The sequence below is a fragment of the Mycobacterium stomatepiae genome (assembly GCF_010731715.1).
Taxonomy (GTDB): Bacteria; Actinomycetota; Actinomycetes; order Mycobacteriales; family Mycobacteriaceae; genus Mycobacterium; species Mycobacterium stomatepiae.
This window is the reverse complement of record NZ_AP022587.1, coordinates 2,090,690-2,115,980: the sequence shown is the minus strand read 5'-3', so window position 1 is coordinate 2,115,980 and position 25,291 is coordinate 2,090,690. Positions and strand designations below refer to the sequence as shown.

General features: G+C 65.0%; 20 protein-coding genes, 1 tRNA gene and 3 pseudogenes. 15 read left to right on the top strand and 9 right to left on the bottom strand.

The features are described from left to right. Positions 1 to 14 precede the first annotated feature (14 nt). Positions 15 to 2,900 (bottom strand): MMPL/RND family transporter, encoded by a 2,886-nt coding sequence (locus G6N54_RS10015; protein ID WP_163789893.1) that lies wholly within the window; start codon positions 2,898 to 2,900, stop codon positions 15 to 17. A 373-nt stretch (positions 2,901 to 3,273) separates the two neighbouring features. On the opposite strand from G6N54_RS10015, the gene G6N54_RS10010 reads away from it, so the two are divergent. Together G6N54_RS10010 and G6N54_RS10005 are read left to right on the top strand one after the other, a co-directional pair. Then, positions 3,274 to 5,550, top strand: coding sequence for an SDR family oxidoreductase (locus tag G6N54_RS10010; RefSeq protein WP_163789892.1), 2,277 nt, complete (start codon positions 3,274 to 3,276; stop codon positions 5,548 to 5,550). Between the two features lie 20 nt (positions 5,551 to 5,570). Next, entirely contained in the window at positions 5,571 to 5,966 is a 396-nt protein-coding gene (locus G6N54_RS10005) for a DUF4267 domain-containing protein (RefSeq protein ID WP_163789891.1), read from the top strand. On the opposite strand, the gene G6N54_RS10000 is transcribed toward G6N54_RS10005, so the two are convergent. After that, on the bottom strand, positions 5,893 to 7,455 hold the full coding sequence (locus tag G6N54_RS10000; protein WP_163789890.1) for a flavin-containing monooxygenase: 1,563 nt from the start codon (positions 7,453 to 7,455) through the stop codon (positions 5,893 to 5,895). The genes G6N54_RS10005 and G6N54_RS10000 overlap by 74 nt on opposite strands. Positions 7,456 to 7,558: 103 nt before the next feature. Here G6N54_RS10000 and G6N54_RS09995 point away from each other — a divergent pair, with 103 nt between their 5' ends. Then, the gene (locus tag G6N54_RS09995) at positions 7,559 to 8,386 is read left to right on the top strand and encodes an LLM class F420-dependent oxidoreductase (protein WP_163789889.1); all 828 of its coding nucleotides are present in this window, start codon (positions 7,559 to 7,561) and stop codon (positions 8,384 to 8,386) included. A 2-nt stretch (positions 8,387 to 8,388) separates the two neighbouring features. Here the strand turns inward: G6N54_RS09995 and G6N54_RS09990 are convergent. Continuing rightward, positions 8,389 to 9,779, bottom strand: a pseudogene (locus tag G6N54_RS09990) (protein adenylyltransferase SelO). Positions 9,780 to 9,895: 116 nt separating this feature from the next. On the opposite strand from G6N54_RS09990, the gene G6N54_RS09985 reads away from it, so the two are divergent. The 4 genes and pseudogenes from G6N54_RS09985 (at position 9,896) to G6N54_RS09965 (ending at position 12,858) form a co-directional block, all read left to right on the top strand. Continuing rightward, on the top strand, positions 9,896 to 10,252 hold the full coding sequence (locus G6N54_RS09985) for a DUF488 domain-containing protein (protein ID WP_163789888.1): 357 nt from the start codon (positions 9,896 to 9,898) through the stop codon (positions 10,250 to 10,252). Positions 10,253 to 10,276: 24 nt separating this feature from the next. Beyond that, positions 10,277 to 11,113: pseudogene (locus G6N54_RS29865) on the top strand (TIGR03619 family F420-dependent LLM class oxidoreductase). Between the two features lie 34 nt (positions 11,114 to 11,147). Then, entirely contained in the window at positions 11,148 to 11,774 is a 627-nt protein-coding gene (locus G6N54_RS09970) for a GNAT family N-acetyltransferase (RefSeq protein WP_163789886.1), read from the top strand. 25 nt (positions 11,775 to 11,799) lie between these two features. Then, entirely contained in the window at positions 11,800 to 12,858 is a 1,059-nt protein-coding gene (locus G6N54_RS09965) for a hypothetical protein (protein WP_163789885.1), read from the top strand. 26 nt (positions 12,859 to 12,884) lie between these two features. Here the strand turns inward: G6N54_RS09965 and G6N54_RS09960 are convergent, their stop codons facing one another. From G6N54_RS09960 to crcB (G6N54_RS09950), 3 genes are read right to left on the bottom strand one after another with little or no spacing between them, the layout of a single operon-like run. Further along, positions 12,885 to 13,982, bottom strand: a complete 1,098-nt coding sequence (locus G6N54_RS09960) for a DUF190 domain-containing protein (protein WP_163789884.1) — start codon at positions 13,980 to 13,982, stop codon at positions 12,885 to 12,887. Beyond that, the gene (crcB, locus tag G6N54_RS09955; protein ID WP_163789883.1) at positions 13,979 to 14,347 is read right to left on the bottom strand and encodes a fluoride efflux transporter CrcB; all 369 of its coding nucleotides are present in this window, start codon (positions 14,345 to 14,347) and stop codon (positions 13,979 to 13,981) included. Before crcB (G6N54_RS09955) ends, G6N54_RS09960 begins: the two co-directional genes overlap by 4 nt. After that, the gene (crcB, locus tag G6N54_RS09950; RefSeq protein WP_163789882.1) at positions 14,344 to 14,742 is read right to left on the bottom strand and encodes a fluoride efflux transporter CrcB; all 399 of its coding nucleotides are present in this window, start codon (positions 14,740 to 14,742) and stop codon (positions 14,344 to 14,346) included. The genes crcB (G6N54_RS09955) and crcB (G6N54_RS09950) overlap by 4 nt, the downstream gene beginning before the upstream one ends. 80 nt (positions 14,743 to 14,822) lie before the next feature. Between crcB (G6N54_RS09950) and pgm the strand changes: the two genes are divergently transcribed. The 4 genes and pseudogenes from pgm to G6N54_RS09925 all read left to right on the top strand — a co-directional run. Continuing rightward, positions 14,823 to 16,454: a phosphoglucomutase (alpha-D-glucose-1,6-bisphosphate-dependent) gene (pgm, locus tag G6N54_RS09945; protein WP_163789881.1), complete on the top strand. Its 1,632-nt coding sequence runs from the start codon at positions 14,823 to 14,825 to the stop codon at positions 16,452 to 16,454. A 57-nt stretch (positions 16,455 to 16,511) separates the two neighbouring features. Continuing rightward, positions 16,512 to 17,708: an MFS transporter gene (locus G6N54_RS09940; RefSeq protein WP_456299238.1), complete on the top strand. Its 1,197-nt coding sequence runs from the start codon at positions 16,512 to 16,514 to the stop codon at positions 17,706 to 17,708. Positions 17,709 to 17,764: 56 nt separating this feature from the next. Further along, positions 17,765 to 17,840, top strand: a tRNA-Ala gene (locus tag G6N54_RS09935). Positions 17,841 to 18,453: 613 nt separating this feature from the next. Then, positions 18,454 to 18,576, top strand: a pseudogene (locus G6N54_RS09925) (SDR family oxidoreductase); the annotation flags it as partial. A 267-nt stretch (positions 18,577 to 18,843) separates the two neighbouring features. On the opposite strand, the gene G6N54_RS09920 reads toward G6N54_RS09925, so the two are convergent. Continuing rightward, positions 18,844 to 19,431 (bottom strand): TetR/AcrR family transcriptional regulator, encoded by a 588-nt coding sequence (locus G6N54_RS09920; protein ID WP_163789879.1) that lies wholly within the window; start codon positions 19,429 to 19,431, stop codon positions 18,844 to 18,846. A gap of 162 nt (positions 19,432 to 19,593) precedes the next feature. Here G6N54_RS09920 and G6N54_RS09915 point away from each other — a divergent pair, with 162 nt between their 5' ends. The 3 genes from G6N54_RS09915 (at position 19,594) to usfY (ending at position 21,626) form a co-directional block, all read left to right on the top strand. Further along, on the top strand, positions 19,594 to 20,805 hold the full coding sequence (locus G6N54_RS09915) for a cytochrome P450 (protein ID WP_163789878.1): 1,212 nt from the start codon (positions 19,594 to 19,596) through the stop codon (positions 20,803 to 20,805). Next, positions 20,802 to 21,221: a nuclear transport factor 2 family protein gene (locus G6N54_RS09910; RefSeq protein ID WP_163789877.1), complete on the top strand. Its 420-nt coding sequence runs from the start codon at positions 20,802 to 20,804 to the stop codon at positions 21,219 to 21,221. Before G6N54_RS09915 ends, G6N54_RS09910 begins: the two co-directional genes overlap by 4 nt. 102 nt (positions 21,222 to 21,323) lie before the next feature. Beyond that, positions 21,324 to 21,626 carry a protein UsfY gene (gene usfY / locus G6N54_RS31040; protein ID WP_269475883.1) on the top strand — a complete coding sequence of 101 codons (303 nt, stop codon included), beginning with the start codon at positions 21,324 to 21,326 and terminating at the stop codon, positions 21,624 to 21,626. 7 nt (positions 21,627 to 21,633) lie between these two features. Here the strand turns inward: usfY and hypB are convergent, their stop codons facing one another. Further along, positions 21,634 to 22,479, bottom strand: coding sequence for a hydrogenase nickel incorporation protein HypB (gene hypB / locus G6N54_RS09905; protein WP_163789876.1), 846 nt, complete (start codon positions 22,477 to 22,479; stop codon positions 21,634 to 21,636). Between the two features lie 12 nt (positions 22,480 to 22,491). Further along, positions 22,492 to 22,833: a hydrogenase maturation nickel metallochaperone HypA gene (locus tag G6N54_RS09900; RefSeq protein WP_163794637.1), complete on the bottom strand. Its 342-nt coding sequence runs from the start codon at positions 22,831 to 22,833 to the stop codon at positions 22,492 to 22,494. 145 nt (positions 22,834 to 22,978) lie between these two features. Here G6N54_RS09900 and hypF point away from each other — a divergent pair, with 145 nt between their 5' ends. After that, entirely contained in the window at positions 22,979 to 25,288 is a 2,310-nt protein-coding gene (gene hypF, locus G6N54_RS09895) for a carbamoyltransferase HypF (RefSeq protein WP_163789875.1), read from the top strand. The last annotated feature ends 3 nt before the right edge of the window (positions 25,289 to 25,291 follow it).

The window sequence follows — 25,291 nt, the reverse complement described above, 5'->3', positions numbered from 1 at the left end:
GACGGTGCGGCGTCTTAGTCGGGCGCCCGGGTGCCGAGCAGGGCGCGCACCATCGGGCGGGGCCCCTCGGACCGGAGCAGGTAGCTGGCCGGCCGCGGCCGCACCTTCAACGGCCACCAGAACCAGCGTCTCAGCAGCGCGGCGATGGAGGGCGTCATGAAGGCGCGCACGATCAAGGTGTCGAACAGCAGGCCCAGACCGATCGTGGTCCCGATTTGGCCGATCACCGTCAGGTCGCTGACGACCATGGAGGCCATCGTGACGGCGAATACCAGGCCGGCGGCCGTGACGACCTTTCCGGTACCGCCCATCGCCCGGATGATGCCCGTATTGATACCGGCGCCGAGCTCTTCTTTCATCCGAGAGACAAGCAGCAGGTTGTAGTCGGACCCCACCGCCAACAAGATGATGACGGACATCGGCAACACGAGCCATTCCAGCCCGAGCCCGATGATGTGCTGCCAGAGCAGCACCGACAGTCCGATCGACGCCCCCAGCGACGTGACGACCGTACCCACGATCACCATCGCCGCGACAAAGCTTCGCGTGATCATCAGCATGATCGCGAAAATGAGACAGAGCGAAGCGATTCCGGCGATCATCAGGTCATATTGGGAGCCGTCTTGCAAGTCTTTGTAGGTGGCCGAGACGCCGCCGACATAAATGCTGGTGTTCTCCAGCGGTGTGGACTTTAGCGCCTCCTCGGCCGCGGTCTTGATCGCCTTGACGCGCGCGATGCCTTCGGGAGTGGCGGGATCTCCCCTATCCGAAATGGTCATGCGCGCCGCTTTCCCATCCGGCGACATGAACAGCCCCATCACGCGCTGGAAGGTGGGGTTCTTGAAAATCTCCGGCGGCAGGTAGAAGGTGTCGTCGTTTTTCGCCGCGTCGAACGCCTCGCCCATCTCCGTCGAGATATTCCCCTGCGAATCGGCTTGGCCGATGATGCCGGTCATGGTCGAATGCATGGTCAGCATCATGGTGCGCATGCTCTTCATGGTTTCGATCTGAATCGGAAGCTCGGCGGCCAGCTTCGGCATCAGCACGTCGATCTTGTCGATGTTGATGACCAGCTCGCCCAGCTTGTCGTTGATCGCGTCGATGCCGTCGAACGAATCGAAAAGCGATCTGATCGCAAAGCAGATGGGGATGTCGTAGCAGTGCTTTTCCCAGTAGAAGTAGCTGCGGATCGGTCTCAGGAAATCCTCGAAGTTCGAGATCTGGTCTCGTAGTTCGCCGGTGATCGCCTGGACTTCGTGCGTTCGGCCGGCCAGGTCATGCGTCACCGCGTTGAGTTGGAGTATCAGGTGGTACAGCGTTGTCGTGATTCTGATCGATTTGTTCAGCTCATCGGCCTGCAGCAGCATGTCGTTCATGCGGGCTTTTTGATATTCGAGGTTCACCAATTGGCTTGCGTTCATGACGCCGAACCTGAACGGAATCGTCGTGTGCGCCATCGCGGTCCCCGCGGGCCGGGTGACGGACTGCACCCGGGAGACGCCGGGGACCGCGAGAACACCCTTGGCCAGTCGCTCCAGCACCAGAAAATCTGACGGATTGCGCATATCGTGATCGGCCTCGATCAACACGAACTCGGGCAACATTCGGCCCAGCGGAAAGTGCCGAATTGCGGCCGAATAGCCCTGGTTGGTCGGGAGGTCATCGGGGAGATACACGCGATCGTGGTAGTTGGTCGTGTACCCCGGCAGCGCGAGCAGGCCCACCAGAGTGACGGCACATGCCGCGGCGAAAATGGGTCCTGGCCACCGGACGACCGCCGTGCCGATCCGGCGCCAGCGCCGATCCGTGCTCGTTCGCCGGGGCTCCAACAGACCGACTCGGCCACCGATGGCAAGAACCGCCGGAACCAGCGTGAGCGCGATCGCCACCGCAACGAGCATGCCGACCGCGCAGGGGATACCGATCGTCTGGAAATAGGGCATCCGGGTGAAGCTGAGGCAGAAAACAGACCCGGCGATCGTCAATCCGGACGCCAACACAACCTTGGCCGTGCTGCGGTACGTCGTGAAGTACGCCGTCGCCGGATCTTCTCCGGCCTGGCGGGCCTCCTGATAGCGGCCGACGAAAAAGATGCCGTAGTCCGTTCCCGCCGCGAGCGCGAGAGTGATCAGCAGATTAGCGGCGAAAGTGGAAAGACTGATGGCGCCGATGTTCCCAAGGAATGCGACGATTTGGCGCGCCACCTGCAGTTCTATTCCGACCATCAGCAGCAGCAAGATGACCGTGATAAGTGAACGGTAGACCAGCAGCAGCATGATGAAGATCACCGCGAGGCTCACCAGCGTGACCTTGAGGATCGTCTTCTGACCGCTGTGATTCAGGTCCGAAATGAGCGGCGCGGGGCCGGTGACGTAGACCTTGACCCCGGCCGGCGGAGGCATCCGGTCCACGATGTTGCGGACGGCGTCGGCTGACTCATTCGCCAGGCTCGTGCCCTGGTTGCCGGCCAGCTTGAGCTGCACGTATGCGGCTTTACCGTCCTCGCTTTGCGCGCCGCTCGCGGTGACCGGGTTTCCCCACAGGTCCTGAATGTGCTGGACATGGTCCGGATCGCTTTCCAATTGCTTGAGCAATTGGTTGTAGTAGTGGTGAGCATCGTCGCGCAGCGGCTGCTGGCTTTCCAGGACGATCATCGCCAAGGCGTCGGAATTGGATTCCTTGAAGTCCTGGCCCAAGCGCTGCATGGCCTGGATTGACGGCGCATCTTTGGGGCTCAGCGACACCGAGCGCTCTTGCTCCACCTTCTCGAGCGAGGGGATGGCCATCGTCACGATCACGGTGAGGGCCAGCCACGCCAAGATGATGGGCACAGACATCCGATGGATCGTCCGCGCGACAAAGGGCGTTCGACGTTCACCGTCGACTCGTGGATCCGTCATAGGGCCCACAGCCAGCAGAAGTTGTCGGCGTTCACGTCAGTCGTGATCCCTTCGGGCCACGCTGTCCTCCCCGGTGCGCCAGCAGCCGCTGTCACTATTTCTCGTCTCCTCGGTGATGCGGTCAACCTGCCGCGAGGGCAGGTGATGTCCAGGCAACGCTTCCAAAGTCTCTCATTGATGAATCGACGGCGACAGGAAACCTATTACAGCCTACGGCCGCCGCCAGCGCTCGTTGGCGTCTGCCAGTCTTGTGAGCTGCGGTAACGGGTTCAAGTATGTCGATCGGATGGCGGCACCTCTGATCGGCAAGTAAGTTCGCGAGGGGGTTATTCGGGCTGTTTCGGCGCGAAGTCTCGCGCGAGGACGGGTAGTAATGCACTGGGCGATCACGGGCGCGACCGGGTTTCTCGGGATTCACATCCTGGGAGAACTCCTTCGCGGGGATGAGACGTTCACGCTGCTTACCCGGCCGCAGTCGGACCCAATCACTCGCATCGGCAAGGCCCTCCCGCTGGCCGTCACCGATGGGCGGGTGTGGACCGAGGACGAGCTGCGCCAACGACTCACCGTTGTGCCGGTGGACCTCGCCGCACCCAAATTGGGGCTGTCCGAGGGCCGATTCCAGGAACTCGCCGACAGCGCCGACGCTATCCTGCACTGCGCCGGCAGCATCGAGCTCGACGCCGACCTAGCCGACCTGCGCAGTACCAACGTCGGTGGGACCACTCGCATCCTCGAACTCGCCGAGGCCGGATCGCGCGAGCCGGATCTGTTCCATGTGTCGACCGCTTTCGTCGCCGGGAAGCGGAAGTCGGGTCTCATCTGCGAGACGGAGCTGGGCGACGAACAAGGGCTCGAGAACAACTACGAGCAGTCCAAATTCGAGTCCGAGTCGCTGGTACGGGACTGGGCGCGGCGGACCGGGCGCCGGGTCGTGGTGCTGCGGCCGAGCGCCCTGATCGTCAATCGCCCACCGCATCCGGACTTCCCCCTGCACCCGCTTTCCTTTCTGTCCACGTCGGCGGACAGCGGCATGCGCCTGTTCTCGGTCTCCGGGCGGCCGTTGCGCACCAAAATGTCGATCAGGCTCAGGGGGGATCACAACGGCCATCTGAACTACATGCCGGCCGACGAAGCCGCCGACGAGATGGTCCGCTTGATGCGGCTGGCCCCCGGCGGCCTGAGCACCTATCACGTCGTCCACCACCACGACGTCGCGGTGCAAACGCTGGTGGACTTGTTCAACGCGCTCTCGCCGATCCCTCTGACGCTGGTGGAGGGCCCGATCGAGGGCCCCAATCTGCTGGAACGACGGCTGCGGTGGGCCAGCGGGTTTTTCCCGTACCTCGGGCACAGCCGGACCTACGACACGACCGGTACGCGAGCGGTGATTGGCGAGCCACACCGCGAGACGATCGTCGACTTCGACTATCTGCTGGGCAGCGTCGGGCGGTACAAGCGCTACCTCACGATCAAACCCGAGAAGCACGAACCCCGGGAGTCGACGGTCGCACCCCTGGTGGCTGTCGGAGGTCCATTCGACGTCACCGCGCACGCCGCCGACCGGGTGCGCCCCATTCGGGGGCTGACGTTCATCGTCACGGTCGGACGCAGCGGATCGACTGCGCTGTCGCGAGTCCTCACCGCTCACCCAGATGTGCTCAGCCTCAACGAGTTCTACCTCTCGGTGCGCGCGTCGTCGGCCGCCGACCAGGTGCTGTCCGGCGAACAGTTCTGGCGGATGCTGGCCGAGCCGCACCCGATCTTCGACTCCATGGTCCGCGGCGGTTCGGCCATGCCGGAGTTCATCTACCCGCGCCTGCAGGGAACCCGATTCGATGCGGGCACGACCGGGATCCCCGCGATTTCCATGATGACGCTGCCGCATCTTTCGTCGGACCCCGACGGCGTGTTCGATGCCCTCGCCGCGGAGATTCCGGCGTGGCCTGAGCAAACGTCGCGGCGGCACTACCAGCAGCTCTTCGCTTGGCTTGCAAGGCATTTCGGTGGGACCGTGGTGGTGGAGCGGTCAGCCATGTCGTTGAGCAGTGTCCCGTGGCTGCGTGAGACGTTCCCCGACGCGAAGTTCGTGCACCTGTACCGCAATGGGCCGGACACGGCGGTCTCGATGAGCGAACACACCGGATTCCGTTTGATGGCGCTGATTCAAGACGCGCTGGAGCTCCTCGATCTCGACCCGGAGCGTCGACACCCCGGCCTGCGGCTGGATCCGACGGCGATACCGATCGAGCTCGCGTCCCTGGTCGGCGACACCTGCGAGGTCGACACCCTGATGGGCCAGAACCTGCCCATCGCCCGCTTCGCCCGGATGTGGAGCGAACTGATCGTCACCGGCGAATCCGAGCTCGCCGACCTGCCCGCGGGCCGCTACCTGCCGCTGTCCTACGCGGACCTGGTCGCCGACACCCGGTCGTCTCTGGCGCGGCTGGCTAGTTTCCTCGATGTGGCGGCTGACCCGAAGTGGCTCGAATTCGGCAGCAGCGTCATCGACCCGAAGTTCACCGGCGCCTCGGCTCGGTTGTCCGCCGACGAGCTGAAAGCTGTCGTCGAAACCTGCGCTCCTGGCGCGGCCTGCCTTGCGAAACACGCCGTCGGCGCCGGGGCGGACGGGGTTACCGCGGCCCGGTGAGGCAGGGATAGGCTGCGGCCATGCCGATCGACCGTGCCGCGCTCATCGCGGGCAGTATCCGACTCGCTTCGGATGTCCACTTTCTCGTTGATCCCCTCGGTGCGAACAAGCTCTGGGGCGACCCCGGGGAGCCGACTCCGACGGCGCGACTACTGCTGCGATCGATGGGTTACCGCGACGCGTTGATCGGCGGGTTGCTTGCCTCAGCCGCGTTGCGCGGCAAGAACACTCGCGGGTGGTTCCTGGCGTCCGGCGGGGCCGACGCGTCGGATCTGCTGGGTGGCCTGAGTGTGCACAGCGAGCTCAAGCGCTCACAACAGCTGATCGGCCTGGGCGGCGCCGTCATTGGAATCGGCGTCGGGTTGTGGGGGGCGGCGCGGCGCGGGCCCACCGCAGCCGAGATGCCGGCCGGCTGAGGCCAGAGTCGGCGGCTTGAACCCGCGACCATTGGCCCTGTTCGCGTGCGGTCATGTCGTTCGATGTGATCGCGCCGAAGCGGGCGGCATCGCGTTCGAACCGCTCGGCCGCGTCGGGTAAGGCATCCGGGCCCTCGAGCCGGAAGCAACTCGGCGCAAGCGGGCCGAACAGCAATGCACGGCGCAGCCGCGGCCAGTTGTCCAGGCTGGGCTCGACCCCGGCGGCGCGGGCGAAGGTCAGCGCCGCGAGGTCCATCCGGGTCTTCTGCGACGTTCCCCGATTGGCGCGATAGGCATCGATCGCCGAGCGTTGGTCGCCCTCCGCGATTGCCGGGATCGCACCGCCCCACGTGTACGCGATCCATCTGGCCTGAAGTTCCAGCGGCACAAAGTATCCGCCCGACTGGTCCCATAGGCCCATGAACGCCAAGCCCGGCAGGTCGGGATGAAACGTGTAGCGGTCGGCGTCCAGGTGCATCGCGTCGAGGTCGAGTACCGCCCGGATGTCGTCACTGAGGAACGGCAGACTAAGCCGGAAGCCGGTGCCGAAGATGATCCCGTCGAACTGCTCGGCATGCCCGTCGGCGAAAGTCACGGTGCAACCCGCGACGGATTTCATCCAGGGGTGCACCGAGATTCGGCCCTCGGCAACCAATGGAAGATAGTGCTGGCTCAGCGTCACGCCCGCCGTCGACAACGAGGGATCGGGTGCGGGCGCGCCGTACTGATCGGGGCTGCCCGCGGCGCTTACGACGATCTCCTTGAGCATCTGGTCGATCTCGGCGGCGGCCAGATGCTCGGTCGCCAGGGCGCCGTGGCGGGTGTAGAGCCGGTGGTCGGAGGGGACACCCGCGACGAACTTCGGCGCGATATAGCGTTGCCGCCGCTGGGTGACGACGACGCGCGCTGCACCGAGCTCGGCGAGCTCCGACGCGATTTCCAGGGCACTGATCGCGCAGCCCGCGACGAGAACTCGTTTACCGCGATAGGTGGATCCATCGCGATAGCGATAAGTGGAGATGGCCCCGGCGGGGCCGGAGAAGGTCTCGAGACCCGGCACGGTCGGAATGGCGGGGGCATGAAATCGCCCGCTGGCCACCACAACTCGCTCGAAGTGCCGGTCGGTGCCGGTGTGCCTCACCACCCAGCCGGCTGGATCCCGCCTGATCAGTTCGACCGGGGCGCCCAGCCGGATACGTGACGTGAGGCCGAACGTGTCGGCATAGCGATGCAGGTAATCGAGGACCTCGCGGTTGGACAGATAGACGTGGTCCGTCGTGTGCTCGAGGTCGCTGAAGGCGGTGACGGTGCGACTGCTATTGGTATGCATGCTCGGCCACACGCCGCTGCGGCCATGCAGGCCCGCCCACTGCCCGCCCAGCGTCGGGGCCCGCTCGAAGATGATCGGCTCGAATCCTTGCCGTAAGAGCCAACGCGCGGCGACCAGCCCACTGGGCCCGGCGCCGATCGCCGCAACGTTTTTCGTCATCGGACAAACTGTCGCACGACTTCGGCCCGTGAGGAATCTGATCGATGACACGTGAGCCTCGATGCGGTTGACTGATGATCGTCATCCGGCGAGGGGAGCAGACATGGGTTTGGGTGTGCTGACGTTTGTCACCGACGAGGGCATCAGCCCGGTCGAGCTGGGAAGGGGACTCGAGGAGCGAGGGTTCGAGTCGCTGTTTTTGGCCGAGCACTCCCACATTCCCGTCGATACGAAAAGTCCCTACCCGAGCGGCGGCCCGATTCCGGCGAAGTACTACCGCACGCTGGATCCGTTCGTGGCGCTGACGGCTGCTGCGGTCGCGACGCAAAACCTGCTGGTGGGCACCGGCATAGCGCTGATCCCGCAGCGCGATCCGATCTACACCGCCAAAGAAGTCGCATCGCTGGATCTGGTGTCGCAGGGACGATTTCGCTTCGGCGTGGGTGTGGGATGGCTGCGCGAGGAAATCGCGAACCACGGGGTGAATCCCGCGGTTCGAGGACGCGTGGTCGACGAACGACTGGACGCGCTGATTCAAATCTGGACGCAGGAAAAGGCGGAATTCCATGGGGAATTCGTCGACTTCGACCCGATTTACAGCTGGCCCAAGCCGGTGGAGCAACCGTATCCGCCGCTTTACCTCGGTGGGGGGCCGGCGGGTTTCAAACGCATCGCCCGGCTCCATGCGGGCTGGCTCTCGATGACACCGTCGGCATCCGAACTCGCGCCCGCGCTCGAGCAGCTGCGCGAGGTGGCCGGTCCGGATGTCCCTTCGATCAACTTCCATGGCGGAGAACCGACGGCCAAAGAGCTACAGGGTTACCTCGATATCGGCGCCGAGCACATCTTAGTGGAGCTGCCCACCGAACCCCGAGACGAGACGCTCCGCCATTTGGACGGGCTGCAGGCCGAGTTCGCAAAGTTCGCGTAAAACTAAGTGCCGCAGAAGGTTTGGTAGCGCCGAAATCTTCGGGGGCCGGGCTCGCATAACGCTCGAACCCCGGTCGTTCGTCATAGGGATTGGTCACGGCGTCCAGCAGCTGCTGCACCGGGCCGAGATCGCCGGCCGTCGCGGCGGTCAAGGCCTCCTCGACGAGGTGGTTACGCGGAATGTAGATCGGGTTGGCGTGATCCATCGATGCGGCGTCGGGGTCCAACGCGCGCCAGCGCGACAGCCACTCGTCGAAGCCGGCCAGGTTGACGAAGAGACCGCGCGCGGGCTCGGCGTCGCCCCGGGCGGCCCGGCCGAGGTGACGGAAGAACGACGTGTAGTCGACGTGGCTTTCCTTGAGCAGGGACAGCAAGTCGTCGACCAACGGCGCGGCGTCGACGTTCTCCGGTAACCCGAGTTTGGCGCGCATGCCGGACGACCACGTGGCGTCGTACTCGGTTTGGAAGACGCCGAACGCCTGCTCGGCGAACGCGATTCCCTCCTCGACGTTGTCGGCCAGCAACGGAAGCAGGGCCTCGGCGAACCGGGCGAGATTCCAACCCACGATGGCGGGCTGATTGCCGTAGGCGTAGCGCCCCCAGTGGTCGATCGAGCTGAAGACCGTGTCCGGGTCGTAGGCCTCCATGAACGCGCACGGACCGTAATCGATCGTTTCGCCGGAGATCGTGGTGTTGTCGGTGTTCATCACTCCATGGACGAATCCGATCAGCATCCATCGCGCGACCAGGGCGGCCTGGACACCGACCACCGACTCGAATAGTGCTCGGTAAGGATGTTCGGCCTCCGCCGCCCCGGGATGGTGGCGGGCGATCGCATGGTCGGCCAGGCGCCGCAGCAAGTCGACGTCGCGGGTAAGGGCGGCGTACTGGAAGCTGCCGATGCGGAGGTGGCTGCTGGCGACGCGGACGAGCACGGCACCCGGCAGGAGTGTGTCGCGCTGGATCGGCCGGCCGGTGGCGACCACCGCCAGGGAGCGTGTCGTCGGCACGCCCAGCGCGTGCATCGCCTCGCTGATCACGTATTCACGCAGCATCGGGCCCACCGCCGCGAGGCCGTCGCCACCGCGGGCGAACGGGGTTGGGCCGGAGCCCTTCAGGTGGACGTCGCGAACCCGTCCGTGGTCGTCGACTAGCTCACCGAGCAGCAGCGCGCGTCCGTCGCCCAGCCGGGGCTGCAGGCCACCGAATTGGTGGCCGGCGTAGGCCTGCGCCACCGGAACCGCGCCGGCGGGTAACAGGTTGCCGACGAGAAATCGCACCCCGTCGCTGCTCCGCAGCCAGGCCGCGTCCAGACCCAGTCCCGCGGCCAGCGGCTCGTTGAGGAGAAGCAGCTGTGGGTCCGGGGTCGGCTCGGACTGCCAGCGGACACCCATCTCGGGCAGCTCGCGCGCGAAGCGGTCTTGCAGGGGGACGCTGATCTCCGATGCAACACTCACGCCCCCAGGTTACGAGCATCGGTTTCTATCGCGGGTGTGGCTAGGCTGTTGGGATGAGCGCCAAACGGCGTATCCGGGTCGAGCGGATCTATCAAGACGTCGACCCCGACGACGGCCAGCGCGTCCTGGTCGATCGCATCTGGCCGCGGGGAATCCGCAAGGACGACCCGCGGGTGGGCATCTGGTGCAAGGACGTTGCGCCGTCGAAGGAACTCCGCGAGTGGTATCACCACCAACCGGAACGTTTCGACGAATTCGCGTCGCGCTACCGGGCAGAGCTGGGCGATAACGCAGCGTTCGACGAGCTTCGCAAGCTGACCGAGCACGGCGTCGTGACCCTGGTCAGCGCCACCCGCGAACTGGACGGAAGCCACGCGGCGGTCCTGGCGAAATTACTCAAAGGCCATTGAAATTCGGCGTGAGACGATCGTGCGATGCAGCTCGGATTGCACGCACTGGGAATCGGGGCCGGCGCCGACCGGGCGGTGATCGCGCCGTCGCCTCCTGCGCCGACGAATACGGCTTTGCCACCCTCTGGGCTGGTGAGCACGTCGTCATGGTGGACCGGACCGCCTCGCACTACCCGTGCTCCGATGATGGTGTGATTGCTGTTCCAGCGCAGGCGGATTGGCTTGATCCGATGGTCGCACTGTCCTTCGCCGCGTCTTACTGCTGCCCGAGCACAATCCAGTGGTGGTGGCCAAACAGGCCGCGAGTCTGGATCGGTTGAGCGGCGGACGGCTGGCGCTCGGCGTGGGCCGGGATGGTCCAAAGAGGAATTCGCCGCTCTTGGAATGTCATTCGAGCACCGAGCGGCGCGCACCGCCGAATACGTCACCGCGATGCGCCCGTTGTGGCGCGACGACGTGGCCTCGTTTGACGGGAAGTTCGTCGGTTTCGATTCGATCCGGGTGAATCCCAAGCCGGTTCACGACCATCGCATCCCAATTATGTTGGGGGGCAACAGCGATTCGGCGCTGCAGCGGGTGGCAAGCTGGGGAGACGGCTGGTACGGGTTCAACCTCGACGATGTGGCGGCGGTGCGCGATCGCATTGGCAAGCTGGACCGCTGGTGCGCCGAGGCGCGTCGTGACCGCGCCCAGCTGCGGTTGGCGGTGGCGTTGCGCAATCCGCGCGAGAAGGACCTCGACGCGTTGGCTGAATTGGGCGTCGACGAACTGGTCCTGGTGGAGCCTCCACCCGAGCGATCGGACGCGGTTGCCGGCTGGGTTGGCGCGCTTGCCGATCGGTGGGTCACGAATCACAGCTAGGCCTGCGACGACGAGGGTAGGCTGCGCGGAAGGCATGACAGATTTTGAAGCGATCCTGCCCCGCCAACTGACCGACATCAGCGCCGAGGTTCGGGATGTCGCGCCGCCGCCGATACCACAACTACCCGAGCCGTACGGTTTGCGTCTGGCCGATCCGGACGCCGACGCCGAGATGATCTCGGAGTGGATGAACCGACCACATCTGGCCGAATCATGGGAGTACCCCTGGCCGCCGGAGCGCTGGCGTCGTTACCTGCGTGCGCAACTCGACAGCAGCTTCTCTCGCCCCTTCGTGGCCAGCCTGGACGGGGTAGACCACGGATACCTCGAACTCTACAGGGCAGCAAAGGATTCCATTGCGGCTAGATATGACTACGATCCCTATGATTTGGGCCTACACGTCGCGGTGGCCGACTTGGATTACCTGAGCCAGGGGCACGTCAGCTACTTGCTACCGCACTTACTGGTCAGCGTCTTCAACCTTGAACCGCACTGTCGCCGAATCATGTTCGATCCCGACCACCGCAACGTCTTGGCGCGCAAGTTCTGTGAACGAGGCGGCTGCATATTTCTCGGCGAGCACGACATGTCCAACCGCCGGATGGCGCTGTATGTGTTGCCCCGTACCCCCGACGACGTGCCCCAGGCCCGACAGAGCTGACCTGCCTCTGCCAGAGTGAGTAGCCATGTGGGCTCGGCTCGTGGTGGCGCCTTGGTGGGTGCTGTGGCTGGTAAACGCGGCGGTATTCACACTCACGCTTTCGGTGATCTGCGGGCTGGGACTCCGCGGCTTCGCGGCCGCCGGATGGACCTGGCCGCTGCTGTCGGTGCTGGTGTTCAGCGTGATCGTGACTGCGTTGATGACCTGGGCCCAGCGTCCGATTCGGCGGAGCTACGCACGGACCGTGACCGGACTGGACCTGGCGCAACGCTCCCAAGCGGTCAAGGCGCTGCGTCGCGGTGTGGTCCCCTCGGACCCGGACGTTTTGGCGGCGGCGATCCGCATCGGCGATCTTTCGATGGCTTACCGGCGCCGGGTGCCGGCGTGGCAGCGCCGGGTCGCGTGGGTCGTGCCGGTGCTGTGGGTGGTGGCAGCGGTGCTGGAATTCGTCGGCAACGATGTCCGGGCCGGGCTGACCTGGGGCGGGCTGGCGGTGCTGGTGGCGGCCCGAATGGGCTGGGCGAGGCACAAAGCGCGCCCGTTGCCGGAGCGCCTCGAGCTGCTGCGCTCGGCGGCCGCCTTGAGCCCACAAGCACTCGCGGTGCTGGCGCAGGCGCAGGACTCAGCCGCTCCGCCGCCAGGTTTGCGGTTTCGGCTGGTTTCTGCCGTGATTGTCGTCGCCGCCGTGTTCGGCGGAGTTTTCGCGGTGTACCAGCAGAACCGGCCCAGCCGGGACTGCCGTACCGCCGACTCGGCCGTGAACTTCATCCACGCCCACCCCGACATGCTCGACGCGTCGTTGATCGCCCCCGGCGGCCCCGGACTGGACAAATACCGGGACTGGTCGGATCAGCTTGTCGCCTACTCCCAGCAGGCGTCGGCACCCGATCTCGCACCGCATCTGCAGCGCATCGCCAAGATCTCCACGGATGCGGTAGTACTGGTGACCGAGGTGAGGCGAGACTCGTTCGCGCCGCCGTCCGCCGAAGACACGCTTGCCCGGCAAGCCGCGTACAACAAACTGATGGGTCAGCTGGTCGACGAGGACAAAGCCCTCATCCCGCCGTGCCATCCGCGCCGTTAAAAGGTTGCACCCGAAGGGGTTTGGTATCAGTAGTCGTGCTGTGCCAGGGAAATGTCGCCGAGGCGCTGCGTCTCGTCCAACGACAGCACCGCCGGGACCATTTCGCTGGTGACCAACCCGTGTCGGCCGGTCAGCTCGTCGACAATGTCGAAACTGCGTGCGATCGACTCCGGTGTGTCGACGATGATCGTTGTCACCGGGACTCGCCGTGCGACCTGAAATAGCTTGTCCCCGTGCGGCTTATGATCACCGTGAAATCCCCAGATGCCGCGCAGCACCGTTGCCCCGCGGGCCGTTCCCGAATGCAGCAGTCGGTGCACCAGGGCCCGGTGGATGGGCAGTGTGTCGTGCCGGGTGGTCTCGGCGGTGTACACCATCAACTTTTGCCACAGGGTGCGTCCGTGGGCGTCTGTCGTCGGCAGCTGCTGTGGGCGTGCGAACATCTCGCCGTCGCGTTTGCACAACCTCACCCGTTCGACCGTCAGCAGCGGTTCGGCCAACACGTCAGCCAATTCCGTTGCGGCAGCTGAAACCTGCTCCGTCGATCCGATGCCGATGATCATCATCGGGACGTTGACATTGCGGCCGAAGAAATGCGCCCGGCGGCGTTGTCCGTGAGCGGTGCCGTCGACGCCGAGAAACGCTATGGCACCGGCGAATCCGTGCCGATAGAGCAGTTCGCAGACCGCGTAGTAAGCCGCCTTTCCAGCGACGCGCTCTTGGCGGCCTACATACACCGTCAGCTTTGCCGCATCGCCGTTGTGCGTGTCGAAGTCGCCGAGCGCGCCGGTACCGCGTTGCCGGGTGACCAGCCGCGCGCGCTCCAAAGTCAGCAGCCCGCGGCCGGTCAGCGCGGCCACTTCGTCCACCAGGGCACGGATCTTGGGCTCCACGTCGACCGCGGCGATCGCGACCGCTGGGTCCTCGGACAGGCTCAACGACACGTCGGTGCGCAGCTCATGGCTCGCCCCGAAACTGGCGATGCCGCGCAGCATCACGCTGGTCGCGACGCCCCGGGTGCCGAACACATCGAACATCGCGTCGGCCAGAAACCGCCCGCCGTCGCCGACGGCGCGTTGCCGCTCGCCGAAATACGCGGTCAACTTCAGGCAGGGCTCATTCATAGCCGCTCCGCCAACCATTGTCCGAGCAATGCCGCGGCGACGCCGAGCACGACGCTGACCACGATGTTGGCGACCGCCGCCCACGTCCGCCGCTCCTCGCCGAGTCGCTGAGTCTCCAGCATCCAGGTGGAAAAGGTGGTGTACGCGCCGACGAAGGCGGTGCCGGTCAGCAATGCCGCGTCCTTGCTCAATGCCAGCCCACCGAGGAATCCGAGCAGTGCGGCGCCGCTGATGTTCACCGCCAACGTGCCAACCGGAAACGGGCGCGCGAGCCGGCGGGTGACCGTGCGATCCACCAGGAACCGCGACACCGAGCCGATGCCGCCGATCAGGGCGACCCCGGCCCAGACCAAAACCGTCGTCACGAGCGCACCCGCACCCGGCGCACCAAAACGGTGGCCAGGTGCACGGCCAGCAAGCCGAGCACAATGCTGGTGGCGGTGTAGGCCAGCGCCAACAGCCAATGGCCGTGTTCGAGCATCTTTAGCGTCTCGACCTGCATCGTCGAAAAGGTAGTCAGGCCGCCACAAAATCCCGTGCCGAGAAGGGGCCGCCGATAACTCGACAGCGGCAGGCGCTCTAGCAGCCGAGTGGTGGCATAGCCCAGTACAAAGGCGCCGACGATGTTGACGACGAATGTCGGCCACGGCCAGGTCGCCGGGTCTGGCTGCGCGAGCGTGTTGAGCGCCGCGCGGGCCGTCGCACCCACCGCTCCACCGGCGAAGACCGCGCCCGACTCGCGATAGTCAGGTCGTGCCACTCGTTGGTTCCCTTTCGTTTGCCTTTGCGCTATGCAGCGTAGAGCGACGGGCGCGTCCGACACGGGCACAATCTGTAGACATGGCCAATCCGCGAGCCGGTCAGCCGGCCCAGCCCGAAGACCTCGTCGACTTAGCCCGTTTAGTCACGGCGTACTACACCATCCAACCCGACCCCGACGACGTTGCGCAGCAGGTGGCGTTCGGCACCTCGGGGCACCGCGGCTCGGCCCTGGTTGGCGCGTTCAACGAAGCCCACATCGTGGCGATCACCCAGGCGATCGTCGAGTACCGGGCCGCGCACGGCACCACCGGGCCGTTGTTCATCGGTCGGGATACGCATGGCCTCTCGGCGCCGGCGTGGGTGTCGGCGCTGGAGGTGCTGGCCGCCAACGATGTGGTCGCCATGATCGACTCGGCCGACCGTTACACGCCGACCCCGGCGGTCAGTCACGCCATCCTGCGCTACAACCGCGGCCGCACCGACACGCTGGCCGACGGGATCGTCGTGACACCGTCGCACAACCCGCCCAACGACGGTGGCTTCAAGTACAACCCGCCCAACGGTGGCCCGGCAGACACCGACGCGACCAACGCAATCGCCAAGCGCGCCAACGAGATTCTGCGTGACGGGGGCGCGGGGGTAAAGCGGGTTCCGTTGGCTCGCGCGCTGAAGACCGCCCAGCGCCACGATTACATGGACGCCTACGTCGACGACCTGCCGAACGTGGTCGACCTCGACGTGATCCGCAAGGCCGCGGTGCGGATCGGCGCCGACCCACTGGGCGGGGCCAGCGTGGATTACTGGGGTGCGATCGCCGAACGGCACAACCTCGACCTGACCGTGGTCAATCCGCTGGTCGACGCGACGTGGCGATTCATGACGCTCGACCACGACGGCAAGATCCGAATGGACTGCAGCTCCCCGGATGCGATGGCTGGGCTGATCGCTAACCGGGACCACTACCAGATCGCCACCGGCAATGACGCCGACTCGGACCGCCACGGCATCGTCACTCCGGACGCGGGGCTGATGAACCCGAACCACTATCTGGCCGCGGCGATCGACTACCTCTACACGCATCGGCCGGCCTGGCCGGCGGGCATCGCGGTCGGTAAGACGGCGGTCAGCTCGTCGATCATCGACCGGGTGGTCGCCGGCATCGAACGCAAACTCGTCGAGGTGCCCGTCGGGTTCAAGTGGTTCGTCGACGGCCTGATCGGCGGGACCATCGGCTTCGGCGGCGAGGAGTCGGCCGGGGCGTCGTTCCTGCGGCGCGACGGATCGGTGTGGACCACCGATAAGGACGGCATCATCCTCGCTCTGTTGGCGTCCGAGATCTTGGCCGTCACCGGGTCCACGCCGTCGCAGCGCTATCTTGAGCTGGCCGACAAGTGCGGCACGCCGTACTACGCGCGGCTCGACGCGCCCGCCGACCGTGAGCAAAAAGCCCGGCTCGCCAAGCTGTCACCGGACGAGGTGGCCGCCACGGAGCTGGCGGGAGAGCCGATCACCGCCAAGCTGACCGCCGCGCCTGGCAACGGCGCCGCACTGGGCGGACTGAAAGTGACGACGGCCAATGCATGGTTTGCTGCGCGACCTTCGGGAACCGAGGATGTCTACAAAATCTATGCGGAATCCTTCAACGGGCCAGAGCATTTGGCCGAGGTGCAGGAAAGTGCGCGCGAGGTAGTTAATAAAGTCATTGGGTGACCGTTACCCTCTGTCGTGCCCGCGCAGGGGGGGGGGCGCGGATCACGTTCTGTTCAGCTGCCGCGCGAAGTCTGGATCCTCAGCTGGGCGAATATCATGATCGCACTGGGCTACGGTGTTGTGTCGCCGGCGTTGCCGGCCTTTGCGCGGACGTTTGGGGTCAGCATCAAGGCCGTGACTTTCTTGGTCACGGTCTTTTCGTTGAGTCGGTTGTGTTTCGCACCGGTAAGCGGGTTACTCGCACAGCGGTTGGGTGAGCGGCGCATCTATATCGGCGGTTTGCTGGTCGTGGCAGTGTCGACCACCGCATGCGCGTTTTCCCAGACATACTGGCAACTGCTGCTCTTTCGTGCCCTCAGCGGTGTCGGGTCGACGATGTTCTATGTCTCGGCTTTGGGACTGATGATCCACATCAGCCCGGCCGACGCCCGCGGGCGGATCGCGGGCCTGTTCACCACCTCATTCATGATCGGGGCTGTCGGCGGGCCGGCGGTCGGCGGCCTGGCGGCGGGGTGGGGGTTGACCGCTCCGTTCGTCGTGTACGGCGTCGCAATGTTGGGCGTGGCGGTGGTGCTGTTCTACAGCCTGCGGAATTCGGCACTGGCCGCGCCGCCGCCCCCAACCCGATCAACCGTGACGATGCGACAAGCGCTGCGCGTTCGCGCCTATCGGTCGGCGCTGCTGTCCAATTTCGCAACGGGCTGGTCGGCGTTCGGGCTGCGCATCGCGCTGGTCCCGCTGTTCCTCTCCGACGTGATGCACTGCAGCGTCGGCGTCATCGGCTGGGCGCTCGCGGCGTTCGCGGGCGGTAATGCCGTTGCCGTCGTCCCCAGCGGCTACCTGTCGGACCGGATGGGGCGGCGCACGCTGTTGATCGTCGGCCTGACGGCCTCCGGGGTGGCGACCGTCTGGCTGGGCCTTGCGTCGTCGCTGGCGGCGTTTATGGTCGCGGCGTTTGTCAGCGGTGCTACGACGGGCATCTTCATGTCGCCGCTGCAGGCGTCGGTCGCCGACATCCTGGGCAGCGAGGCCCGCGCGGGCCTTCCGGTGGCGGCGGTGCAGATGGTGACGGATCTGGGCGCGATCGTCGGGTCCATGGCGGTCGGCTGGGTCGCCGAGCAGCTGAACTACGGCTGGGGCTTCACGATCAGCGGGATTGTGCTGGTGATCGCGGCCTTCGGGTGGGTGGTGTCGCCGGAACCGCGTCCGGCGCCGGAGCTCTTACCGTCTGAGGCCGAGCTCGATGCGGCCTGACCAGCAGTTTTGAAGGACGGTTATCGGTGGTGTAGCTTCGATTGGCACAACTTCTTGGGGCTATGGCGCAGTTGGTAGCGCACCACACTGGCAGTGTGGGGGTCAGGGGTTCGAATCCCCTTAGCTCCACCATTGTGATGAGTCGCGTCATTGGCTGCAGATCGCCCCGGCCATCGGCCGGGTTATTGTTTTGGTTCGCCGCAGTCGGATCGCGAGCGCGACCGACCATAACGCGCACAGACACAACATCATTCGCCAACCTCGAGTCACACTGGGTGGCACGTCGGCACTGTTTACCGCCGGGCGCGGGCTTTGGCCTCGGCCGCTACGCCGAAATGCCATGTCTCACTTGGCAATCGGAACCCTCGTGCCGGAGGCCGAGAATGTGATCCTGCCCAGGCACTGGAAACGAAACCGCTGCGCTGCCAGTGACCGTCGTCTTCCTGTAGTCAGACGTGTGAGTGCGCGAGCGAGACTGAGGTCTTTCCCGTCTTGGATGACGATCAAATGACGCGGTTGCACAGCAACGGCATGGCGAATCCAGTTCTATTGGAGGAGCTGCTGTTTGAGGCAAGCCAACCTAGTTATGACTTTGTCGTATTGGTCAGCGCCGTCGTCGAAATGGTTCGCCAGTCCGGCGCCGATCACAGCGAAACCGTCCTGGCCCGCCACGGCCGGGGTCAATTCCTGGGCGAGCTGAATTTGCTGACTGGGCAGCGGCTTACTTGCGAGCGCAGTATGGTCGCCCATGGGCCGGTTGGGAAGGCCTAGCGAGATTGCCGCCGCAGTGCTCTTTTTGGCCTCCGACCAAAGCAGCTTCATGACTGGAAGCGAACTTTTCGTCGACGGCGGCGCCGAGCAGCTATGAGCATGCGATCGTCATGACCGCACATCGTTGCGCGTGCGGCCCCGTGACGAGTTAGCGGTGCGCCCGCAGCAGTTGCTTACCTGTTGTTCGGTGACGCTGGGTGGCTGATGTGGCTGGGCGCGTAGCCATTTCTTGAGCGTCTGCTGGAATCGCAGACCAAACCACCGGCACGAGCGGAAACTGCGGACGAAACCGCTCACTCGTCCTGAGCACGCCGGTGCAAATCACCAAGATCAGCTGAGCTGAGCCCTGTGCACCTAATTGAAGCTATGCGACTGGGTCGTTGGATGCCGCGTCGTAGGGCGGTCCGAGGAATCGCCGCACCATGTGCTCCTCGGTATCGGCGTCTGCGATCGGCCAGCACCACAGTGCAAGAAACGCTCGGATCAGCCATTGCGACGCAAGGGGATCGGGCGTAGTCAGGCCGACCATTTCGTCGGCGAGGCGGGTGACGACAGGGGACTTCGTGAGCCACTCTTCGCCGGGGAGTGTGGTCATCGAACGCATGATGATTGACAGTGGATCGGCCCGCAGCCGCTTCAACGCGACCGTGGTGGCGGTGACGATGCGTTCCGCACCGGTCAACCCGGCGATGGCTTCGCGGACCGACTCGAGTACGCCTTCGGCCTGCCGGCTCATCACGGCGTCGCGGATGGTGCTCTTGCCTCCGGCATGGCGGTAGATGGTCGCCGGCGAACAGTGGACCTTGGCAGCCAGGGCGTCGATGTTGAAGCCGTCATACCCGTGTTGGGACATCAGGTCGGCGGCTGCGGCGTAGATGCGTTCGGCAGCCTCCGTATGACGATCTCGCCCTATCAGCCAGTCATCAGCCGCCGGCGCTTGCCGCGAATCCATCACTGCGTTCTATCACCGTGAGAAAAAGCAAGGTCCATTTCTCAGCGAAGGCGCTGGTTGGGCGCGTGCCCTGAGGGGGCCGCGGGCGTGCCCGCGCCGGGTCGGTTTTCACGTTTGCCGCAGGTCATTGACGCAGGTGCCGGCGGAGTTCACCCTGACCCCATGACCCTCTTGGCGGACGCGACCGACTTCTTCGGCACCGAGGCCTTACAGGACCCGTACCCGCTCTACGATCGGATGCGCGACCAATCACCGGTCCAACGCATCGGCGACTCCACCTTCTACGCGGTGTGCGGCTGGGACGCCGTGACCGAGGCCGTCAACCGTGTCGAGGACTTTTCTTCCAATCTGACCGCGACGATGGTGTACCGCGACGGCACCGTCACACCGTTCGATATGGGACCGCTGGGCGGCCCGCAGCACGCCCTGGCCACTGCCGACGACCCCCTGCACGATGCACACCGCAAGCTACTGGTGCCTCATCTGGCTGCCAAGCGAATTCGCGTCATCGAAGAATTCGCCGGAGCCACTGCGACCCAATTGTGGACTCGAGGGTTGATCGACGGGCGCATCGAGTGGATGAGTGCCATGGCGAATCGGCTCCCGATGATGGTCGTCGCCGACCTGCTGGGACTGCCCCAGGATGACGTCGACAAGCTAATCCGACTGGGTTACGCCACGACGACTCTGCTCGACGGCGTCGTTAGCCCGAGCGAGCTCGACGCCGCCGGCGCGGCGGCGATGGAGCTAGCCGGTTACGTCATGGAGCATTTCGCGAAGGCCAGTGAACATTCTTCGCCGGGGCTGATCGGCGACCTGGCGGCCCGCTACGCCTCGGGCGAGGTGGAGCACATGCCGGCGATGGCGATCATGCTGACGTTGTTCAGTGCCGCGGGCGAATCCACCGCCTCCTTGTTGGGCAGTGCAGCGTGGATCCTGGCAACGCACAAAGACATTCAGGAACAGCTCCGCGCCCAGCCCGATCTGCTGGGTGCGTTCATCGAGGAAACCTTGCGGTACGAGTCGCCGTTCCGCGGCCACTACCGCCACGTCGTCCGAGACACGACGCTGGCCGGAGTCGATCTGCCCGCCGATTCGCGCCTGCTCTTGATGTGGGGAGCCGCCAACCGCGATCCCCGACAGTTCGACAGACCCAACGAGTTCCGCCTGGACCGTAGCGGCGGCAAAGGGCACATCACGTTCGGCAAGGGTGCTCACTTCTGCGTCGGGGCTGCACTGGCGCGCCTGGAAGCCCAGATCGTCTTTCGGACACTGCTGCACCAGACCACCTGGATCGAGGCCACCGACGTCGGCCAATGGCTACCCAGCATCCTGGTCCGCCGACTTGATCGATTGGAACTGACGGTCCGATGACCGGGCATGCCGAGTTGATCGCGTTCTACGAACTGACGCAAGCCAAGGCCAAGTACTGCCGGACACTCGACACCCAGGACTGGAATGCTTTGGCGGCGTTGATGGTCGACGATATCGAATTCGGGATGAGTGACGGACAGTCCGATCCGCAGATGACGGTGGGGCGGAACGAGACGCTGGCACTCTTGAAGTCTCTGGTAGCCGGTGCCAAGACTGCTCACCAAGTCCATACCCCGGAGGTCGACCTCGACGACGACGAGGCGCGGGTGATATGGGCCGTGCAGGATCGGATTGTGTTCGACAACGGCACATCTGTCACCGGCTACGGGCACTACACCGAGCGTTGGGTTCGCCACGCCGACGCGTGGAAGCTCGCGTCGCTTCTGCTCACCCACTTGATCACCGACGTTCATTAGCGACGCACTCCGCCTTGGGATCACATCGCTGACCACCCGGATGGGGGACGGCCGATCGAGTGATCACGACTAGCTTCGTCTCAGCTCTACCGAGGAGAAGCTATGAGCGACACCGCAGATCCGACCGATCATTTCCGCACGACGTGTCCGCATGCCGGCGAATTTTTCATAGACAGACTTTGTTGGCCGGGACTCTTGGCGATTGTGCTCGGGGTCGCGTCATTGGTTGGCGGGGTGGCCGCAGCCGCGTACGGACACCGAGAGTGGGTGCTGACACTTGTTGGCGTCGGAATACCGGTGATCGTAGGTGGCCTAGTCTGGCTTGCGCTGGAGCATCGCCGGGTATTGAGAATGGAAAGTCGTTGGCTGTCTGTGTATTCCGCGGGAAGTTCAGCCGTCTTCTAATCAGCGCTCAGCCTTGTGTTGTGGTCGTCTCCTGGCCGAGGTGCCGGGCGGAACCCGCGTCGTCGGCAACGGGCCCGGATGTGCGACTCGAGGACGCGAACTGTCGCAACCAGTCAAACCACTTCGACATGCCGTCGCCGGTGCGCGCACTTACTGGAAGGATTTCGGCGGTCGGATTCACTTGTCGAATGTGATCGATGTAGGTCGCAATGTCGACGTCGAGGTGGGGGACCAAGTCGATCTTGTTGAGCAGCAAGACATCGACCGACCGGAACATGACCGGGTATTTCAGTGGCTTGTCTTCACCCTCCGCGACCGAGTAAACCATCGCTTTGGCGTGCTCGCCGACGTCGAATTCTGCCGGACAGACCAGGTTGCCGACGTTTTCGACGATCACCAGGTCCAGCGCCGGTAGCTCGAGCCCCTGCAGTGCCCGGTTGACCATAGGGGCGTCCAGGTGACACTCGCCACCGAAGCCATTGTTGGTGTTGAGCAACGATATTTGCGCGCCCCGGCCGGCGAGTTTGGCGGCGTCGAGGTCGGTGGCGATGTCGCCCTCGATCACCCCGACGGCCATCTCGCCGCCGAGTTCGTCCAGGGTGGCGGCCAGCACCGTGGTCTTGCCCGATCCAGGCGAGCTCATCAGGTTCAAGGCTCGGATGCCATTGGCCTCGAAGGCGCGCCGGTTGATGGCGGCGCGACTGTCGTTTTCGGCGAAGATGGACTCGAGCACGTCGATGCGCTGCGAGCCGGTCGCATATCCGCTGTGGTCGCCGTGCTCGTGCTGGTGACCCTCGCGATCGTGGTCGTGGCTGTGCACGGTGCCGTCGTCGTGACGGTGAAATCTACCCACTCACTTGCCCTTTCATGACACTTCGATCGACGTGACCAAGAACTCGTTGCCGGACAACACGTCAACGTCCGTGCTTGCACAACCCGGACAGTAGACCGACCACCGAGACTCAATCCGCGACTGTTGTTCGCAGTCGTGGCACAGTACCTCCGCGGGAACGAGGTCGAGCTCCAGCTGGGCATCGACCATATTCTCTTCGAGTTGCTGACACACCAACGACCAACAGAACTCCAGGGAATCGGGCACCACCTGTCGCAGCGCGCCGACTTGGACACGCACGACATCGACGCGACGACCCGCCGCATGGGGCTTCACCAGACCCGCGATGGCCTGACACAGCGACAGCTCGTGCAGTACACCATGCTGCCTCGCGAGGGACAACGCTGTCGCGAAAATTAACTGCGGAAAAACGCAGATTTTGTGTGCGAAATTGTGATTGTCGGCACATTGGGTCCGGTCTAACCTGAGCGTGACCGCCCATGCCGCCAGCCCACTAGGCATGGGAGTCCTTGCTGCTCGGGAGGTTCGTGATGGGCAGTCAGGTGTTGCGGTGACCAGCGTGCGGTTGCGGCTCGACATCGCGGGCGTGGTCCAAGGCGTTGGATTCCGCCCCGCTGTCGCACGCATCGCCGCACGTCACGGGCTAGCCGGCTGCGTGTACAACGACTCCGGCGCGGTGCACTGCGAGTTCGAGGGTGCACCCGAAGCCGTCGAAGCCGCGGTATCGGCTCTCAGCGCTGACCACCCGCCGATGGCGCGTATCGACTCGATCGAAGCCCGCCAACTGCTGACGAATGGCGAGTCCGGGTTCCGGATCGTCGACAGCCGCATCGACGACGACCGACGCACCCTGGTGCCGCCGGACATCGCAATCTGCGCTGATTGTCTGCGCGAACTCCGCGATCCGACCGACCGCCGCTTCGGGCACCCCTTTATTACCTGCACCAACTGCGGTCCGCGCTACACGGTGATCACCGACCTGCCCTACGACCGGCCCGCCACCACCATGGCGAAGTTTCCGATGTGCGCCACGTGTGCGGCCGAGTACCGAGACCCGGCCGACCGGCGGTTCCACGCGCAAACCATTGCCTGCCCGGACTGTGGCCCGACCCTGTCTTGGCGGGGCCCCGGTAACTTCCTCGAACCGCTCGCCGCGGCCACGCAGGCGCTCGAGGACGGCCTGATTGTCGCAATCAAGGGCATCGGCGGGTTCCATCTTGCTTGCCGCGCCGACAACGTCGCTGCGGTCGCCAACCTGCGGCACCGAAAGGGTAGGCCCGCGAAACCTTTCGCGGTGATGGTCTCCGATATCGCTGCGGCGCAACGTATCTGTTACGTCGACGATGCTGGGGCCCAACTGCTGCGGTCACCTGCCGCGCCGATCGTCCTGCTGCCCGCCCGCGACGACTCGAACGTGGCGTGCGTGGCACCCGGCCTGTCCGAGATCGGAGTGGTGCTTGCCTATTCGCCGGTTCACCACCTGCTCTTCGATCGTTTGGGTCCGGTCCCGCTGGTGATGACCTCGGCCAACAACGGGGGGTCTCCGATCGTCTTCCGCGATGCCGATCTGAACTGGATCGACGGTTTGGCGGACGCGGTGCTCAGCCACGACCGACCCATCCATGTGCCGTGCGAGGATTCGGTTCTCACGATTGACGGCGACGGCGGCCTGGTGCCGATTCGACGTTCCCGCGGATACGCGCCGCTTCCAGTTTCGACACCCGCTACGGCCGGTGTCCCCGTGGTCCTGGCAACCGGTGGGGACCTCAAGACGACGTTTTGTCTGTTGTCCTCTGACGGAAACGCCCACCTGTCGTCGCACCTGGGTGACATGGCTGACCCGCGGACTCAGAGCTGCTTCGAATCGGCCGAGCAACACCTGGCGTTCATGACCGACCGTCAACCCCGACTTATCGCTTGCGATCTGCATCCGGCCTACGCCACGACTCATTGGGCGCGGCGGCAGGGCCGGCCGGTGCTGCAGGTGCAACACCATCACGCCCACGCGGTATCGCTGCTGGCCGAGCACGGCCGGCTCGACTCGCCAATGCTTGCGGTCGCCTTCGACGGCACCGGCTATGGCACGGACGGCACCATCTGGGGCGGTGAACTTCTCATGGTGACCGACCCGGTGGCCTTCACGCGGGTCGGACACCTGAAGCCGTTTGCCCTGCCCGGCGGTGACGGCGCGGTGCGTCACCCCGACCGGATAGCCCTGGACCTGCTACACCGCGCCGGCGTCGAATGGGCACAGGACATTCCGGCGTTCGCCCGGCTGAGCGAGCAGGCGCGCCGAGTGCTCGCCCAGCAGATCCCAAATGGGATCGGATGTGTCGCCACCAGCAGCATGGGTCGCCTGTTCGACGCCGTGGCCAGCTTGCTCGACGTCTGCCACGACGTGACCTACGAGGGACAGGCGGCCGTCGAGCTCGAACATCTGGCGCGCCTTGGTCGACCGGCGCCGATGGACTTCGAGGTGACCGCGGGGGTCTTGGACCCGGTGCCGCTGATCACCGAACTGGTGCGGGGTCTGCGGAGCGGCACGCCAACGGCCGATCTGGCCGCGGGCTTTCACGCCGCCGTCGTCAGGGCGACCGCGCAGGCGGTATATCGAGTCGCAGCAGGTGTCGGCACCATCGGGTTGACCGGCGGCGTCTTCGTCAACCGATTGCTACGCGATGGACTCCGTAAAGAATTGGCCAGCAACGGTTTCGAGGTGCTGACCCACGCAGTATTGCCGTGCAACGACGGTGGTCTGGCGCTAGGCCAGGCAGTCATCGCGGCACGCCGGCACGAGAGAGGGACATAGCGT

What these genes read in the sequence shown, in the direction of transcription:
- G6N54_RS10005 (WP_163789891.1), top strand. Translation starts at nt 5,571, where the DNA reads ATGCCGATCGACCGTGCCGCGCTCATCGCGGGCAGTATCCGACTCGCT.
- G6N54_RS09960 (WP_163789884.1), bottom strand. Translation starts at nt 13,982, where the DNA reads ATGAATGAGCCCTGCCTGAAGTTGACCGCGTATTTCGGCGAGCGGCAA.
- G6N54_RS10000 (WP_163789890.1), bottom strand. Translation starts at nt 7,455, where the DNA reads ATGACGAAAAACGTTGCGGCGATCGGCGCCGGGCCCAGTGGGCTGGTC.
- G6N54_RS09995 (WP_163789889.1), top strand. Translation starts at nt 7,559, where the DNA reads ATGGGTTTGGGTGTGCTGACGTTTGTCACCGACGAGGGCATCAGCCCG.
- G6N54_RS09985 (WP_163789888.1), top strand. Translation starts at nt 9,896, where the DNA reads ATGAGCGCCAAACGGCGTATCCGGGTCGAGCGGATCTATCAAGACGTC.
- G6N54_RS09915 (WP_163789878.1), top strand. Translation starts at nt 19,594, where the DNA reads ATGACCCTCTTGGCGGACGCGACCGACTTCTTCGGCACCGAGGCCTTA.
- usfY (WP_269475883.1), top strand. Translation starts at nt 21,324, where the DNA reads ATGAGCGACACCGCAGATCCGACCGATCATTTCCGCACGACGTGTCCG.
- G6N54_RS10015 (WP_163789893.1), bottom strand. Translation starts at nt 2,900, where the DNA reads ATGACGGATCCACGAGTCGACGGTGAACGTCGAACGCCCTTTGTCGCG.
- G6N54_RS09920 (WP_163789879.1), bottom strand. Translation starts at nt 19,431, where the DNA reads ATGGATTCGCGGCAAGCGCCGGCGGCTGATGACTGGCTGATAGGGCGA.
- G6N54_RS09910 (WP_163789877.1), top strand. Translation starts at nt 20,802, where the DNA reads ATGACCGGGCATGCCGAGTTGATCGCGTTCTACGAACTGACGCAAGCC.
- pgm (WP_163789881.1), top strand. Translation starts at nt 14,823, where the DNA reads ATGGCCAATCCGCGAGCCGGTCAGCCGGCCCAGCCCGAAGACCTCGTC.
- G6N54_RS09970 (WP_163789886.1), top strand. Translation starts at nt 11,148, where the DNA reads ATGACAGATTTTGAAGCGATCCTGCCCCGCCAACTGACCGACATCAGC.
- hypF (WP_163789875.1), top strand. Translation starts at nt 22,979, where the DNA reads ATGGGAGTCCTTGCTGCTCGGGAGGTTCGTGATGGGCAGTCAGGTGTT.
- G6N54_RS09965 (WP_163789885.1), top strand. Translation starts at nt 11,800, where the DNA reads ATGTGGGCTCGGCTCGTGGTGGCGCCTTGGTGGGTGCTGTGGCTGGTA.
- G6N54_RS10010 (WP_163789892.1), top strand. Translation starts at nt 3,274, where the DNA reads ATGCACTGGGCGATCACGGGCGCGACCGGGTTTCTCGGGATTCACATC.